This window comes from Methylotenera sp., from assembly GCF_029946165.1.
Classification (GTDB): Bacteria; Pseudomonadota; Gammaproteobacteria; order Burkholderiales; family Methylophilaceae; genus Methylotenera.
This window is the reverse complement of sequence record NZ_JAQSDZ010000018.1, coordinates 80,313-96,173: the sequence shown is the minus strand read 5'-3', so window position 1 is coordinate 96,173 and position 15,861 is coordinate 80,313. Positions and strand designations below refer to the sequence as shown.

The 15,861-nt window shown below is 42.3% G+C and carries 14 protein-coding genes; 6 read left to right on the top strand and 8 right to left on the bottom strand.

All coding sequences use genetic code 11. The annotated features are described in order from the left end of the window. The first annotated feature begins 16 nt into the window (after window positions 1-16). Complete coding sequence (bamC, locus tag PSV17_RS10030) at window positions 17-1,288, top strand: outer membrane protein assembly factor BamC (protein WP_300482159.1); 1,272 nt, start codon at window positions 17-19, stop codon at window positions 1,286-1,288. 44 nt (window positions 1,289-1,332) lie between these two features. Next, on the top strand, window positions 1,333-2,112 hold the full coding sequence (locus PSV17_RS10025) for an MBL fold metallo-hydrolase (RefSeq protein WP_300482157.1): 780 nt from the start codon (window positions 1,333-1,335) through the stop codon (window positions 2,110-2,112). Window positions 2,113-2,189: 77 nt separating this feature from the next. On the opposite strand, the gene PSV17_RS10020 is transcribed toward PSV17_RS10025, so the two are convergent. From PSV17_RS10020 to PSV17_RS10005, 4 genes are all read right to left on the bottom strand, one after another. Further along, on the bottom strand, window positions 2,190-2,417 hold the full coding sequence (locus PSV17_RS10020) for a hypothetical protein (RefSeq protein ID WP_300482155.1): 228 nt from the start codon (window positions 2,415-2,417) through the stop codon (window positions 2,190-2,192). 201 nt (window positions 2,418-2,618) lie between these two features. Continuing rightward, a complete protein-coding gene (locus PSV17_RS10015; RefSeq protein WP_300482154.1) occupies window positions 2,619-3,473 on the bottom strand; it encodes a secretin N-terminal domain-containing protein in 855 nt (284 codons plus the stop codon). Continuing rightward, on the bottom strand, window positions 3,470-3,976 hold the full coding sequence (locus tag PSV17_RS10010) for a hypothetical protein (RefSeq protein WP_300482153.1): 507 nt from the start codon (window positions 3,974-3,976) through the stop codon (window positions 3,470-3,472). Before PSV17_RS10010 ends, PSV17_RS10015 begins: the two co-directional genes overlap by 4 nt. Before the next feature lie 41 nt (window positions 3,977-4,017). Continuing rightward, entirely contained in the window at window positions 4,018-5,196 is a 1,179-nt protein-coding gene (locus PSV17_RS10005; protein WP_300482152.1) for a cupin domain-containing protein, read from the bottom strand. A 141-nt stretch (window positions 5,197-5,337) separates the two neighbouring features. On the opposite strand from PSV17_RS10005, the gene PSV17_RS10000 reads away from it, so the two are divergent. Continuing rightward, entirely contained in the window at window positions 5,338-7,470 is a 2,133-nt protein-coding gene (locus PSV17_RS10000) for a molybdopterin oxidoreductase family protein (RefSeq protein ID WP_300482151.1), read from the top strand. Window positions 7,471-7,936: 466 nt separating this feature from the next. Then, window positions 7,937-8,185, top strand: a complete 249-nt coding sequence (locus PSV17_RS09995) for a hypothetical protein (RefSeq protein WP_300482150.1) — start codon at window positions 7,937-7,939, stop codon at window positions 8,183-8,185. A 463-nt stretch (window positions 8,186-8,648) separates the two neighbouring features. Here PSV17_RS09995 and PSV17_RS09990 read toward each other — a convergent pair whose 3' ends face one another. Then, complete coding sequence (locus PSV17_RS09990) at window positions 8,649-9,854, bottom strand: diguanylate cyclase (RefSeq protein WP_300482149.1); 1,206 nt, start codon at window positions 9,852-9,854, stop codon at window positions 8,649-8,651. Window positions 9,855-9,973: 119 nt separating this feature from the next. On the opposite strand from PSV17_RS09990, the gene PSV17_RS09985 reads away from it, so the two are divergent. Beyond that, the gene (locus tag PSV17_RS09985) at window positions 9,974-10,990 is read left to right on the top strand and encodes a quinone-dependent dihydroorotate dehydrogenase (RefSeq protein ID WP_300482148.1); all 1,017 of its coding nucleotides are present in this window, start codon (window positions 9,974-9,976) and stop codon (window positions 10,988-10,990) included. Window positions 10,991-11,014: 24 nt separating this feature from the next. Further along, the gene (locus tag PSV17_RS09980) at window positions 11,015-11,617 is read left to right on the top strand and encodes a glutathione S-transferase (RefSeq protein ID WP_300482145.1); all 603 of its coding nucleotides are present in this window, start codon (window positions 11,015-11,017) and stop codon (window positions 11,615-11,617) included. A 36-nt stretch (window positions 11,618-11,653) separates the two neighbouring features. Here the strand turns inward: PSV17_RS09980 and clpA are convergent, their stop codons facing one another. The 3 genes from clpA to PSV17_RS09965 form a co-directional block, all read right to left on the bottom strand. Continuing rightward, window positions 11,654-13,927: an ATP-dependent Clp protease ATP-binding subunit ClpA gene (clpA, locus tag PSV17_RS09975; protein WP_300482143.1), complete on the bottom strand. Its 2,274-nt coding sequence runs from the start codon at window positions 13,925-13,927 to the stop codon at window positions 11,654-11,656. 63 nt (window positions 13,928-13,990) lie between these two features. Further along, the gene (clpS, locus tag PSV17_RS09970; RefSeq protein ID WP_300482140.1) at window positions 13,991-14,317 is read right to left on the bottom strand and encodes an ATP-dependent Clp protease adapter ClpS; all 327 of its coding nucleotides are present in this window, start codon (window positions 14,315-14,317) and stop codon (window positions 13,991-13,993) included. Between the two features lie 197 nt (window positions 14,318-14,514). After that, the gene (locus PSV17_RS09965) at window positions 14,515-15,786 is read right to left on the bottom strand and encodes an HlyC/CorC family transporter (RefSeq protein WP_300482139.1); all 1,272 of its coding nucleotides are present in this window, start codon (window positions 15,784-15,786) and stop codon (window positions 14,515-14,517) included. Window positions 15,787-15,861: the final 75 nt, after the last annotated feature.

Here is a 15,861-nt window from a genome sequence, read left to right as displayed (position 1 = left end):
TTCTCAAGAGGTCTGAATGAAACAAATGCATATCCAGCGTACAGCCATTTACTTGCTACTCACTGCCACTTTAGTCGGCTGTGACTCTATTCCATTTATCAATAACGAGTCAGATTATAAGGGTGCCAGCAGATCTAAACCATTAGAAGTGCCGCCAGATTTAACAGCTAGCCCAGTCAGTGATGCATATTCTATTCCTGGCAATACTAGCTATTCAGCTTATAGCCAAGCACAAGATAGCCAAGAAGTGGGGGTTGAAAAGGTCTTAACGAATCCTGATGGAGTGAGATTAGAAAGAGCTGGTGCGCAGCGTTGGTTAGTCGTCAACGCACCTGCTGAAAAAATATGGCCAGTAATACGCGAATTCTGGACCGACCAAGGATTTGCTGTGCGTTCAGAAGATGCACAAATTGGTGTGATGGAAACTGAATGGATTGATGCGGACGCCATTAAAAAAGATGATTCAGGCAATATGGGTGAAAAATTTGATAAATGGCTAGATAGACTTTCTGGTTTAGCGGATAAGAAAAAATTCCGTACACGTTTAGATAGGGGTGATGAATCAAATACCACTGAAATCTACATGACTCATCGTTCAGTGAATGCTGCGCCTGATGATGGTAAGAATCGTGTGCAAACGCAACTAGGTGAAATTGACACTGGTTATAGAGCTGATGCAAAATCTGCAAAATCTGCCCCTACTGCCGATGCCAGAGATGCAGAATTAGATGCCGAATTATTAAGACGCTTAATGGTAAAACTTGGCGTTGAAGAACAAAAATCCAAAACTATTTTGGCGCAAGCTAGCACACCAAAACGTGCTAGTGTGGTAAAGGAGCCTGATGGTAGCGCAACATTAAACTTAAATGACGCTTTTGACCGCGCATGGCGCCGAGTCGGTTTAGCTTTAGACAGAGTGGGTTTTGTCATTGAAGATAAGGATCGTTCGAATGGTTTGTTCTTTGTACGTTATGCTGATGTAGATATCGACGATACGCCAAAGCAAAAGAAAGGCTTGTTCGAAACCTTGAAGTTCTGGGGTGACGATGAAAAAGAAGCTTCAGGGGCTACTAAAGAGGCAAAAGAAGAAAAAAGTATGGTTGAAAAACTAAAGTTCTGGGGTAATGATGATAAACAAAAAACTAACCCAGAAAAACAATACCGCATTTATGTAGCTGATGCTGAAAATGCTGGTACTAAGGTAACAGTAGTGGATAAAGACGGTGGGCGAGTTAAAACGACTACAGCTAACCGTATTATTGCGCTAATGTACGAGCAGTTGAAATAGCTTTATCAGGATTCTGTCCTCGATAAAGTTCTGATAAATAGACGATGCGCTTTGCTTCGCTGGGTAGCGGCAGTGCTGGCAATGCGCTAGTCGTAGAAATCAATCAAACTAGACTCATGTTGGATTGTGGGTTTAGTATTAAAGAAACGCTCGCTAGATTAACGCGCTTAAATCTACAACCAGATGATTTGGCTGGCATCGTCATTACCCATGAACATGATGACCACGCTGGCGGCGCGTTTAAATTTGCCGCTAAGTACAAAATTCCTGTGTGGCTCACTTATGGCACACTCAAAATGTCTACTCGATATATCCCCGCACAACATGATCTTCAATTAAATGTTGTGGATAGCCATAGTGAGTTCTCTATAGGTGATATTCATGTTCTGCCATACCCCGTGCCGCATGATGCGCGTGAACCAATGCAATGCGTATTTTCTGATGGTAACCACAAGTTAGGCGTACTCACAGATGTTGGTCGCACCACGCCGCATATCACTGAAAAATTAAGTGGTTGTAACGCGCTAGTGCTGGAATGTAACCATGATGCCAGTATGTTGCAATCTGGGCCATATAGCTGGGCGCTCAAAAAGCGTGTTGGTGGTGATTTTGGACATCTTGAAAATCAAGATTCGGCAAATTTATTATCAAAATTAGATAATAGTCAGTTACAGCATATTTTGGCTGCACACCTCAGTGCAAAAAACAATACACCAGCACTTGCTAAATCTAGCTTGGCAAATGTATTAGGTTGCCAAGACGATTGGATTGGAATTGCTGATCAGGTACAAGGTTTTAATTGGCGAGAGATTATTAAGAGCTAAAGAGCGTAAATACAGAAACTATAATCACAAAAAAGCCGACTAAAAGTCGGCTTTTGTCACTTCTGACTAGAAGCTAATTACTTAGCAGCTTCGGCAGCAGCAGCTTCAGCAGCAGCAGGAGCTGCAGCTTCAGCGGCAGCAGGTGCAGCTTCAGCAGCAGCTTCAGGAGCAGCAGCTTCAGCAGCAGCAGGTGCGGCCGCTTCAGCAGCAGCTTCAGCTTCAGCAGATGGAGTTTCAGCAGCTTTTTCGCCACAAGCAGTTAAAGCAAGAGCTAATAATGCAGCAAGTAAAATAGAACGTGTCATTTTTATTCCTTAAGGTTTATAACTAGTTAAAAAACTTTTTTCGATAACCGCTTAAAAGTTTTACCTAATTAGCTATACCGAGTGGCACAAATTTTACCAGTTTTTTTTTAAAAAACCAGTGTCTTTCAATAAGAAAACGACAAAATTTCCAACAAAATGTATTATTTTCACAACATTTAATAAATTTGTATCTATTTTTCCCTATTCAACACGAATAGACAATGCATTGCTCTGAGATTGACCTATATTTTGTTTACTTAAAATAGTTCGACTCACTTCATCTTTTTGTTGCATGATGCCACCTAAATCCAGCCATTCACCACGATTTACTCTTACAATGGTACTGAGCTCCTCAAAGTCTATGTAACTATTTTGGTTGAGTTGCGCAATTCTTGGTGTGATTTGTAATTCGATTTGATTCCCAATGCTACGAGGCCGCACAGAAAACCCAGTGCTGATGTCTACAAATTCGGTGGTACGTTGGATGCTTGCATAGCGTCGCGTGAGTGTGATCCATTCTTGAGTATATGGTATAGATTGCCCAACTCGTATAAACGCGCTCCCCCCATCCAGCACATTAATAAACTGGTTGCCGTTTTTGCGAATGCTGCTTTGATTGTTTTCAATATCAAGCTGAACGCCATCCGCAGTATTTCTGGGATATCTATTTGTGCCTATGGTCGCGTTACCTATGCGTTTGCGACCACTCACAGCAAAATTTTCATCGTTAGTTTGGAGATTATTTTGGTGGCTTACGGTAATTTTCAGATTCTCACGCTCAACATCCAATGTAGAGATCATTTGTTCTATTTCTATCATCTTCTCTGGGCTAGCCCGAATGATTAAGTGGTTTTGCATGCCAGTTGCCGTACCATCACTACCAACTAGAGGTTGAATGATAGGCAGAATATCTTCTGCAAAATGATGTTGTAAGTCAATAATCTTAAACTCGGTTGCAGCGAATGCATTGAGTGAGAACAATGAGAGCGTTAATAAGGAGCTCGCAAGCGAAAGAATTCGAGCGCATTTGCCAGTTGCTAAATTAAGTAGTTTCATAAACCCAGCCTTGAAATAGTGACGACATCTTGCGTAGCTTCAAGCAACTCTTTAAATCTAGTATTGAGTAAGCTTGCGGTCGCAAGGTCATCCAAGCTATATCGAAAGCGGGCTTGGTCGATATGAATGCGTTTAACGTAATGTTTATCATCCGCCAATATGAAACAGTCTTTAGCATGTTTTGCCGTTTGATTAGTTTCGTACACGGTCATTTTGTGTCCGTAAATGGTGAGTAAATCTAGCAAACGAGGGCATTTATTCTGAAAAAATCCAGTGTCTTGTAAAACAATCGTTAATTGATTGCTTGGGCTTTTATTTAAGAACTGCTGAAACAACTCATGTTTTTGTTTGCTGGCAAAATCTCCATGACTGAGATCTTGGTCAAAAATCAATAGTTCGTGCTCTGCAGTGGCTAAAATAAGATTAATGGCTTCAGCGTAAAGATGTTCGCCGACTATAACCTGATCGGGAGTGAGCTCGATATTAATATTGTTAATCGTCATAGGTTTAAATGTCTTAATTTGCCTGAGTTAATTTGAATAACTTATAAATAATCAAAACTCAGGTAACCAGCAATATACCAATCATAAAGTTGTTGTAGCAATGGCGCATCTTGAATATTGCTAGCTTCAAGATGACGGTTGTCGGCAAGCTTGGTTAGAATGCTTGCTGGCTCGCCAGTCCATTTGCTAGCTTCGCCATTGAGGTAAAAGTTATCTGCGGAAAATAGCATTTGGCTTTTTAAATCCAGCGAGATGCCAACTTTGGCTAGTTTCTCACTAAAGTTACGCATAGACATTTTTTTATTCGGTTCAAACATCACATCAACTTTAGGTTCAGAAAGATAGGTCCCTAGAAAGTCAGCAATTACTTGATCTGACCATTTAATTTTACTTAAATTCTCACTGACTTTCACAATCATTTCTTTGCCGATTTCGGCAGCATGGTCTTGTAGTTTTAAATCAGCATCATCATAAATGCCATCTAAAACTAGCTTATCCTGATTCAATTGGTCTTGCATAAAACCTAAAAACTCTGTGGCAAGTTCTTGATTTTTTGGGGCGCGAAAGCCTATGGAGTAAGTCATACAGTCAATGCCATCCGCTGTGACCGCAATGCCCCAATGTGCGAGATGTGGCGGCAAATATAATAGGTCGCCAGCTTCAACTAGCCACTCTTGCGCAGTATCGAAATTTTTCAAAATACGTAATGGCGCGCCTTCTACTAAACTTAAATCCGTTTGCTCGCTAATACGCCAAATGCGCTTGCCTTGACCTTGCAATAGAAACACATCATAACTATCAAAATGCGGGCCTACGCCGCCGCCATTGGGCGCGTAGCTCACCATTAAGTCATCAAGCCTAGCATGTGGAATAAAATCGAACTGCTGCAATAACGCAGCGCCTGCGGGTAAGTGATGGTTTACGCTTTGTACCAGTAAAGTCCAATTGTTTTCAGGCGTTGGTTTTTCAGTTAAGTTAGCAAAATCATCTTCATCAAATGGACCAAAGTCCGCAAGCCATTTCCCTTTTTTATATTTAACAATGCGAGATTGCACCTCGTCTTCGCAAGCCAAACCAGCAAGTTCATCAGGCGTTAGTAAGCCCGTGAAGTTTGGAATGGCATTTTTAATGAGCAAAGGTTTTTTTTGCCAATATTCTGCTAGAAATGCCTCTGGCGTTAAGCCACCCAATAATTGCAATGGATTGTTTTTTGTTTTCATTTGTATAAAGTTTACTTAATTATTTAGTTGATAATTATGCCATTGCATTGCTATACAGGTTGGTATATATTGACTGAAATGCAAAAATAAAAGTGATTAAATCTTAGCAAGTTGCCTGACATAATCTTTATGGAGAGAAGTATGAACGCACCAGCAGATGTATCAACTAAAACCTTTCACGGCGGTTGTCCGCACGATTGCCCAGACACTTGCAGCATGGTCTATACCGTTAAAGATAACAAGCTTATCTCAGTCACAGGCAATAAAGACCATCCCATGACGCGCGGTGGTTTATGCGTCAAACTCAAAGATTACGAAAAACGTCATTATCACCCAGATCGTTTGCTCTACCCACTTAAACGCACAGGCGCTAAAGGTAGCAAGCAATTCAAACGCATTACTTGGGATGAGGCGCTGACTGAAATTACCAGTAAATGGAAAGCGATTATCGCCACCGATGGCCCACACGCCATTATGCCCAACAGCTACTTGGGCAATCAAGGATTAGTGCATGGTCTCAACGGTGGCGATGCCTTTTTTAACCGCATGGGTGCAACTGTTTGCGAACGCACTTTTTGCGGTGAAGGTTCCTGTACGGCATGGTTATTAACCGTTGGTCCAACTGCCGGCGTTGACCCTGAAAGTTTTAGCCATTCTAAATATATTGTTATTTGGGCGTGTAACTCAGTAAGTACTAATTTACATCACTGGCACATTATTCACGAGGCGCAAAAGCGTGGCGCCAAAGTCGTGGTGGTTGATTCTTATGCGTCTAAAACTGCAAAAGAAGCTGATTGGCACATTGCGCCAAAACCTGGCACAGATGGCGCACTCGCTATGGCGATGATGCACGTGATTATTGCAGAAGGTTTAGTTGACCAAGATTACGTGGATAACTACACCGTGGGTTACAAAGAACTGGCTGAACGTGCTAAAACACGTACGCCAGAATGGGCGGCAGAAATTACTGGGATTTCAGCGGATGATATTCGTAAATTTGCACGAGAATATGCCACCACGCCACCAGCGGCGATTCGCTTAGGCGTAGCGCTTGAAAGAAGCTACGGCGGTAGTCAAGCCATTCGAGCGGTCACATGCTTACCCGCATTGATAGGCGCATGGCGTCACGTGGGTGGTGGCGCTTTGCAGTTCCCCGTATGGGAGCATCCCTATAAGTTTGATGTGATTTCTCGCCCAGACTTAATCCCGGAAGGCACGCCAGTTGTTAACAATTTACAGTTAGGTCGCGTACTTACTGGTGAAACCAAGCTTAATACGCCGATTAAATCGATGATGGTATGGAATACCAACCCCATTACCCAAGCGCCCGAAACCGATAAAATCATTAAAGGTTTAGAGCGTGAAGATTTATTCACTGTGGTCGCAGAACATTTTATGTCTGACACCGCAGCCTATGCCGATATTGTGCTGCCAGCCGCGATGGGTGCGGAGATGGAGGACATGGTGCTGTCATGGGGGCATTTATACTTAACTTATAATGAAAAATGCATAGACCCACCGGGCGAGGCGCTTCCTAATAATGAAATCTTCAGGCAGCTTGCTAAGCGCATGGGCTATGAAGATGATAATTTCAAATGGAACGATACCGAATGCCTAGAAAACTACGTGGATTGGGCTTCACCCACCTGCGAAGGCATCGATTTAGATTATCTACGCCAACATGGTTTCGCACGTCTAAAAGCCTTCGGTGATAAAGATACGCGTGCGCGGCATGCCAAAGGTGAGTTTCCAACGCCTAGCGGTAAATGCCACTTCATTGCAGAAGGCGCTAAAAACTTTGTAGCAGGGCCCTTCCGTCAAATGTACGAAGGCTTTCAACCAGGTGAGGATATAGACCCATTACCTGATTACGTTGCATCGCGCGAAACGCCAGCCAGCAACCCAGCATTAGCGGCTAAGTATCCTTTGAATATTATTTCGCCTAAAAGTCATGGCTTTTTAAACTCATGCTATGCCAATGTGGCGGAGAAAATTAAGGGGCAGGGTGAGCAGTTCGTCATGATTAATCAGCAAGATGCTACGGCACGTAATATTAAAGCGGGTGATGTGGTGAAGGTGTTTAATGACCGAGGTGCGTTTGAGGGCTTGGCGAGAATTTCGGATGATGTGAATGCGGGGATTATTGTGGCAACGCTTGGATATTGGCGTCAATTGAATAATGGTACGGTGAATTGTATTAGTTCAGCGGAGTTTGGGGATATGGGGCATTCGACTACGTTTAGTGATAATTTGGTGGAGGTGGCGCTGGGGTAGGAAAGCGGGCTGATTAAGCCCGCATCGTTCAACTTACCTAGAAACTAGGTGCTGAGCGCCAGTGTTGGCAAACATATTCTAACTTGCCGAAGCGAGTTCTTACATATTGGCATACTGGAATTATTTTGCTTTTTTGCATTGTAATCTCCTTAAAAAGCTAAGGACAAATTGGCTTGTATTTTGAAATCAATGGTGTAACATTGATTTCGCGTTAGTACAATGCGCTGGCAGTCCTAGAACCAGCTATTAATACAAAGGTTCAGAGCTTTGTATTAATCCAGCCTAAGCTATTTCATGATGGCTTAGGCTTTTCTAAATCTCCTTCATTTAAAAAATCACTGGGTAAATCAATATCTTGTGTAGTGCTTACAATTTATGCCTTTATATTGTGTACGTCAATGGTAATTTATCAAATAATATGCACTATTTAAGAGCATTATTTAGCTAAGGAAAATGCAATACTCAATTGGAATATGTCGCTTTCGCGCGACTAGCGAGTTTCTTTCTTTTGCGTAGCCAAAAGAAAGAAACCAAAGAAAAGGCTACCCCCTCCCGCTTAATTCCTGTTCTGCTGAGCTTCATGGGCGGCAATCGGAAACTCGCTGCGCTCAAACAGCCGCTTGCCGAAAGCTCCCATGAAACTGAGCAGAACAGGCGCGGTAGCATGGGATTTAAGGTAAAAATCATGAGGTTGTGGATTTATTTGAATTTCTGAAACCTCGCCATTTCATTGTATTTCCCCTTTACGCCACGCTGAGCAACGCAGACATAAAGGGGCATTCAGCAAGCGGCTGTTTGAGCGTAAGCTAGTTTTCACATCAGAACAATTGCTTTAGCAATTCGTGATGATGGGGATGACCTTTACGGTTACCGATTGCTGCCTTTGTGTTGAGTAGCGCAAGGAAGCCTTTAGGCAGTGGTGTTGGGGTGCCGTTTTCTTGGGTTACTTTTGGCGCCAAGGTCGCTGTGTAACAGCGGGCACTTGGCGGACATGCCAAGTACTGGTACTTTTTAGGCAGTTAAAAGAAAGTGACTAGCTGTCGGGCTACCCCCGACATGGTTCAATCAGTTCGAAATATTGCAAAAGCCACTGGATTTTTTCCTGCTAGGAAATGTCAGTAAGTGTTTGCGCTACTCAGTTGGCTGATATTTGGTGCATCTTAAACATTCCGTCATTCTTAGTGGTGTGCGGAATCTAACGGCTTGTAGTTCTGAGCTGCTGCTTTATTTAAGAATACGACTTTATTCTTACCTGAATTTTTGGCGTGATACATCGCTTTGTCAGCGGCCATCATGAGCTTTTTAGGAGTGAATGCATCTGAGCGGTGAATGGCGACGCCGATACTTACGCCTACTGATAACATGGAATTTTCAACTGGAATCGGGTTTTTTAATGCATTGATAAGTCGGTTGGCTAATGTTTCTAGCTCGTCTTTGTCTTTGAATTTTGGCACGATTAAAGTAAATTCATCGCCGCCTAAGCGCGCTAAAGCGTCTTGTTCCCTTAAACAACTTTGGAATAGTTGGCTGACGGTAATGAGAAGTTGGTCGCCGATTTCATGGCTGTATTGGTCGTTGACGGTTTTAAAATTATCTAAGTCCATGTAGAAAATGGCATATTTCTGTTTTTCAATAATGGCATTATCGTGAATGTGATGTAGCTTGTTTTCAAATCCACGTCGGTTTAATAAATTAGTGAGTGGGTCATGGGTGGCTTGATGGCTGAGATGATCAACCTTGTTTGAGCTAGATAAAATAACTTTAAATAGGTGTAGTGTATGTAAGTATGAAAATAATAAAACACCAAAAATCACTAGCGCCAGTGTTACACCCGCAATGATGCTGTCACGGATGGTCGTTTGCATGTGTATATTAAGTACATTTCGACGTTCTAGCAGAATTACATCTGCTTTCATCAATGCTAGGCGGATGTTATCCATGACTACTCTGCCACGGTCTTTAGATAAGCTGAGGTGCGAGGCGTAAGATCCTGCATTCAATTGTACTGAGGTGCTAGCTTCTATAATGCTAAATTTGTCATCAGACAGTCGCTGAATTTTCTCTACAATTGGTGTTAGCGCAGGGAACTCGTGACCGTCTTTAGTCAGGTCATCTATAGTTTTATACGCTTGAATTTTACTTTCTTTGTAATGCTCAAGAAAGGTGGCATTATTTGTGATTAAATAGCCGCGCTGGCTGGTTTCAGCATCTAATATAGCGCTTCTTAAAGTGATAATATTGAAGCGTTGCTTGTCGATAAAATCTTTATTCTTTTCGATTCTATTCAAATTGTACATCGTATAAAAAAGACTGAGCATGACCACACTAATTAATAGTGACGCTGCAAGAAGCGGGTAGATGATCTCTTTCTTATAATTCAACATGAGTAACTTGGGAAGTTAAGGTTAGCATTTCAGTAATTTTAATTATAATAGCGCTTAGCTAAATGTGATTTCCCTGATATCAGCAATTTTACCTATCAATTCATGAGATTAAGCACAATATGAACATATACGCCATGGCAAAACCTTTGTTGTTTTGCTTAGATGCCGAGGTCGCGCATGATCTCACTATTAAGAGCTTAAAGCTAGCGAGCAAATTACAGTTAACGCAATGCTTAAATCAGGCGACTATATGCCAGCCAAGATCAGTCATGGGACTTACATTCCCTAATCCTGTTGGCTTGGCCGCGGGTTTGGATAAAAATGGTACGGTGGTTGATGGAATGGCAGCCTTAGGCTTTGGTTTTATTGAAGTGGGTACGGTGACACCACGCCCGCAACCAGGTAACCCTAAGCCACGTTTGTTTCGGGTAAAAGAAGCGCAAGGTATTGTGAACCGCTTTGGTTTTAATAATTTGGGCGTGGATAACTTAATTGAGAATGTTAAGGCCGCTAAATACAAAGGCGTGCTCGGCATTAATATAGGTAAAAACTTTGATACGCCGATTGAAAATGCCGTGGATGATTATTTGATTTGCATGCGTAAAGTCTATGCGCATGCGAGTTATATCACCGTGAATATTTCATCACCAAACACAAAAAATTTACGTGCTTTGCAAGAAAAAGAGGCGCTATCTCAGTTGCTGGCTACGCTCAAATTAGAGCAAACCAAGCTTGCAGATCAGCATGGCAAGTATGTGCCTATCACCTTAAAAATTGCACCAGATTTAGAGCTTGAACAAGTAAATGAAATTGCTGATTTGCTGATACAACATAAGATCGACGGCGTGATTGCCACTAACACCACTTTATCTCGCGAAATGGTGCAGGGCATGGAACATGCTGATGAAACAGGGGGTTTATCTGGTGCGCCAGTACGTGAGAAATCAACGTTGGTGATTCAGCAATTATCGCAACGCTTACAAGGAGCTTTGCCGATTATTGGCGTGGGTGGCATTTTGAGTGGTGCTGATGCGGTTGAAAAAATCGCAGTGGGGGCAGATCTAGTGCAAGTGTATAGCGGGCTGATTTATAAAGGGCCTAGGCTAGTGCATGATATTTGCAGAACACTTGGTTAACTTACTGCAACATTTAAAAGTGTAATGGCTCTACCAATATTATATTCATACCGCCGTTGCCCTTACGCCATGCGTGCGCGTATGGCACTTAAGCTGGCTGGAGTTAATGTTGAGATTCGTGAAATTTCACTACGTGACAAACCAGCACACATGCTGCAAGTTTCACCTAAAGCCACCGTGCCTGTATTGGTGCTACAAGATGGCACCGTGATTGAACAGAGCTTGGATATTATGCATTGGGCACTGCAGCAGCATGCGCTAGGAGCTAATGTTTATGCGGGTGCTGACGCACTTATTTCGCAGAATGATACGGCGTTTAAACAGGCTTTGGATGCTTACAAATACCCTGAGCGTTACCCAAGTAAAACGCAGATAGAGCATCGGGCGGATGGTGAAGTTTTTTTGTTGAAGCTTGAAAATTTGCTGCTTGAACATCTTTATTTATTTTGCGAAACGCCTAGCTTGGCCGATATTGCAATTTTCCCCTTTGTTCGGCAGTTTGCTGGGGTTGATACTGCTTGGTTTGAAATGGCGCCTTACCCAAAACTGCAGCTTTGGCTGAACAGACTCGTTCAATCTGAATTGTTTATTAGCGTCATGGAAAAACAGCCAACTTATATTGAATAAGTTGGCTGTTATTTTTTTGCTAAAAGTTAAGTAAAACTAAACTTCGGCTAACGCACTTTCTGAAGGTGTTTTATCATCAACAAAGATTAATTTCACTTCATCTTTGCTGTCAATATCCACATGCACGCTGCCGCCGTTAGCTAGTTTTCCAAACAATAATTCGTCGGCAAGCGCCTTGCGAATCGTATCTTGAATCAATCTAGCCATTGGCCTTGCGCCCATTAATGGATCAAAGCCTTTTTTGCCTAAGTAAGCTTTCAAGGCATCGCTAAAAGTCACTTCTACTTTTTTGTCGTGCAATTGGTCTTCTAATTGAATTAAGAATTTATCAACAACACGAATGATAATGTCTTGTGATAAGCCAGCAAATGACACGGTTGCATCTAAACGGTTACGGAACTCTGGTGAGAATAAGCGTTTAATATCTGCTTGCTCATCGCCTGCTTGTTTGGCATTGGTAAAGCCAATATTCGCTTTAGACAAGTTCTCAGCACCAGCATTAGTGGTCATGATAATCGTAACGTTTCTAAAGTCAGCTTTGCGACCGTTGTTATCAGTGAGCGTGCCGTTATCCATCACTTGCAACAGAATGTTGAAAATATCAGGATGTGCTTTTTCAATCTCATCAAGCAACAATACGCAATATGGATGCTTAGTTATCGCCTCGGTCATCAAGCCGCCTTGCTCAAAACCTACATAGCCAGGAGGAGCACCAATCAAGCGGCTCACGGCATGGCGTTCCATATATTCACTCATGTCGAAGCGAATCAACTCAATGCCCATGATATAGGCTAACTGTTTAGCTACTTCGGTTTTACCCACGCCAGTCGGGCCACTGAATAAGAAGCTACCAACCGGTTTATTATTGCCACCTAAGCCGCTACGTGCCATTTTAACGGCTGATGTCAGTGCTTCAATGGCTTTATCTTGACCAAACACTACGGCTTTCAAATCGCGCTCTAAAGTTTTAAGTGCGCTTCTGTCATCCGCAGAAATATTTTTGGGCGGAATACGCGCAATTTTCGCGATAATATCTTCAATCTCTTTGATACCAATCACTTTTTTCTGTTTAGATTTTGGCAAGATACGTTGCGCAGCGCCAGCTTCATCAATCACATCAATGGCTTTATCGGGCAAGTGACGGTCATTAATGTATTTAGCAGAAAGCTCTGCGGCTGTAGTTAATGCAGAAGCAGAATATTTCACGCTGTGATGTTCTTCAAACCTTGATTTCAAGCCTTTTAGAATCTCAATAGTTTCAGCCACACTAGGTTCCGTCACATCCACTTTTTGGAAGCGGCGTGAGAGCGCATGGTCTTTCTCAAAAATACCGCGATACTCTTGGTAAGTGGTTGCGCCTATGCACTTGAGCGAACCATTTGATAAGGCTGGTTTTAACAAGTTGCTGGCATCTAAAGTGCCGCCGCTGGCTGAACCTGCGCCAATCAATGTATGAATTTCGTCAATAAACAAAATCGCATCTGGGTTTTCAGCAAGCTGCTTCATGACTGCTTTTAAGCGTTGTTCAAAGTCGCCACGGTATTTAGTCCCAGCGAGTAAAGCGCCCATATCCAAGGAATAAACAGTGGCATTAGCCAATACTTCAGGAATATCTTTTTCCACTATACGACGCGCTAAGCCTTCAGCAATCGCAGTTTTACCTACACCAGCCTCACCCACTAATAATGGATTATTTTTACGGCGACGGCATAAGGTTTGTACAACACGTTCAAGTTCTGGTGCACGGCCAATAAGCGGGTCAATTTTGCCTGCTGCCACTTGTGCATTTAAATTGAGTGTGTAATTTTCAAGCGCGCCAGCCGGCGAAGCCTCAACATCAACTTCAGTATCTGCGCCTTCAGGTTTAGCAGTTTCGCCAATTTTAGATACGCCATGTGAAATGAAATTCACCACGTCTAAACGCGTTACGCCTTGTTGATGCAAGAAAAATACCGCATGGGAATCTTTTTCACCAAAAATTGCGACCAACACGTTTGCGCCAGTCACTTCTTTTTTACCAGAAGATTGTACGTGTAACATTGCACGCTGAATCACGCGCTGAAAACCTAAGGTAGGTTGTGTATCAACATCCTCTTGGCCGTCCACAGTTGGCGTGTGTTCTTCAATGTATTGGTTTAGTTCGGTGCGTAGCACTTCTAGCTTCGCACCGCATGCCCGCATCACTTCGGCTGCGGTTGGGTTGTCAATCATGGCAAGTAGCAAATGCTCAACCGTAATGAGCTCATGACGCTTTTGTCTAGCGTCCATAAATGCCATGTGAAGGCTTACTTCTAACTCTTGAGCAATCATTTCATAACCCTCTAATTTTAAATTCCATAAATCAATTTGCAGTGTCTTGCTAGAAAGTAGATGCTAAGCTGGCTCTGTTACGCACTGCAAAGGATGTTGCTGGTCTCTTGCGTAGCTAAGAACTTGGTTCATCTTGGTTTCTGCAATATCTTGTGTGTATACTCCACACACTGCTAAGCCTTCTGTATGTACTTTGAGCATAATTTGCGTCGCTTGTTCACGACTTTTGTTAAAAAATCGTTCTATACATTCAACGACAAATTCCATAGGGGTATAGTCATCGTTTAACAGTAAAACATTAAACATTGGCGGCAACTTTGGCTTTGCCACCTCAGGTTTAAGTGCAACATCATTTTCAAAGGGGTTAGCGCTTTTTTGTAGCTTTGTCATATGAATCTATTTTGTACCAAACCACAGAAATTTCAAGCCCAATTTCATTAGGGTTATCTTAAATCATTAAATAAAATTCATTACATGGAATAAACATGCTAAATAGGGGCTGATTGCAAGCCATTAATTTATGTAAATAGATGAGCTGGTAGAAGTGCTGAGCGGGGTAGTGAGAGATAAGTGAAATAAAAGATGGATTAAGGGTAAATTTTAACGCTTTTAACAATGCGGTCTTGCGTTTGGATGATTTCAATCACATGCGTACCAACTTTAAAACTGGTGTTAGATTCTGGAATATCCTCAAAATGCTCTAGAATGAGTCCATTAAGCGTGCGCGGGCCTTCAAGAGGTAGGTTTAGATTTAGTTTTTTATTCAGGTCGCGTAGCGAGCTGCTACCGTCAACTATCCATCCACCATCTTCATCTTTGCGGTAACTGCCTAAGCGAGAAGGCGATTGCGTTGTAAAGTCGCCTATCATTTCTTCTAAAATATCTTCTAGCGTCACTAAACCTTTAAATTCACCATATTCATCTACCACCAGCGCTACGCGTTGTTGTTTTTCTTGAAATTGTTGTATTTGCGTATAAAGCGGGGTGCCTGAAGGCACAAAGTAAGGTTCAGTAATCACTTCGCGTAATGTTTCTTTATCAAAATCATCACTCTCATGGTGCGAACGCAACTGTGACATTACTTTACGCAGATGCAGTATGCCAATAATCTCTTCTTGCTCACCTTGTCGAACGGGTAAGCGCGTATGTTGGCTGTTCGAAATCTGCTGCATAATTTGATCTAGTGGAGCATCAAAATCAATACTTTCTACCATTGTATGAGCGGTCATCACATCGTCGACGGTAATTTTTTCTAAATCGAAGAGGTTTAATAAAATCGATCTATGCTTTTTAGGAATGAAGTGACCAGCATCAGTCACAATGCTACGCAACTCTTCTGTTGTGACAGCGTGATGGACTTCTGCAAAATTGGCTTTCATGCCCAATAAATACATAAAGCCCCTAACAAAAAGATTAACGAACGAAACGATAGGGTTAAATAGCCAAAGCAAAGGATAAAGCAAATAGCTACAAGCAAACGCAAATTTTTCAGGATGGGCAGCGGCAATGACCTTAGGGGATATTTCGCTAAACACTAATATGATGAATGTTATGGCAAGTGAGCCCACTGCAAGCACATATTCGCCCTCCCCAAACAACTTGTGACTGATGACTACTTCTAAGGCGGATGAACCTACAATACAAAGCGTATTGCCTAATAGAATGACGCCTAATAATTTGTCCGTTTTGGACAGTAAAACGCTAGCTAGCCGTGCGCCACGATGACCTTGTCTTGCCAAATGCTTCATCCGATAACGGTTGACTGACATAAGGCTGGTTTCTGAAATTGAGAAAAAAGCACTACAAAGCAGTAGCAATACTAGAATGCCAAACTGCGAGCTTAAGGAAATATTATCCAAAGGGATCTACCAAAGGGTGTCTTTTGAGTGGGAAAAGAGAGTGTATATGGCGGGGGGATAAGAAATCAAGTGCAA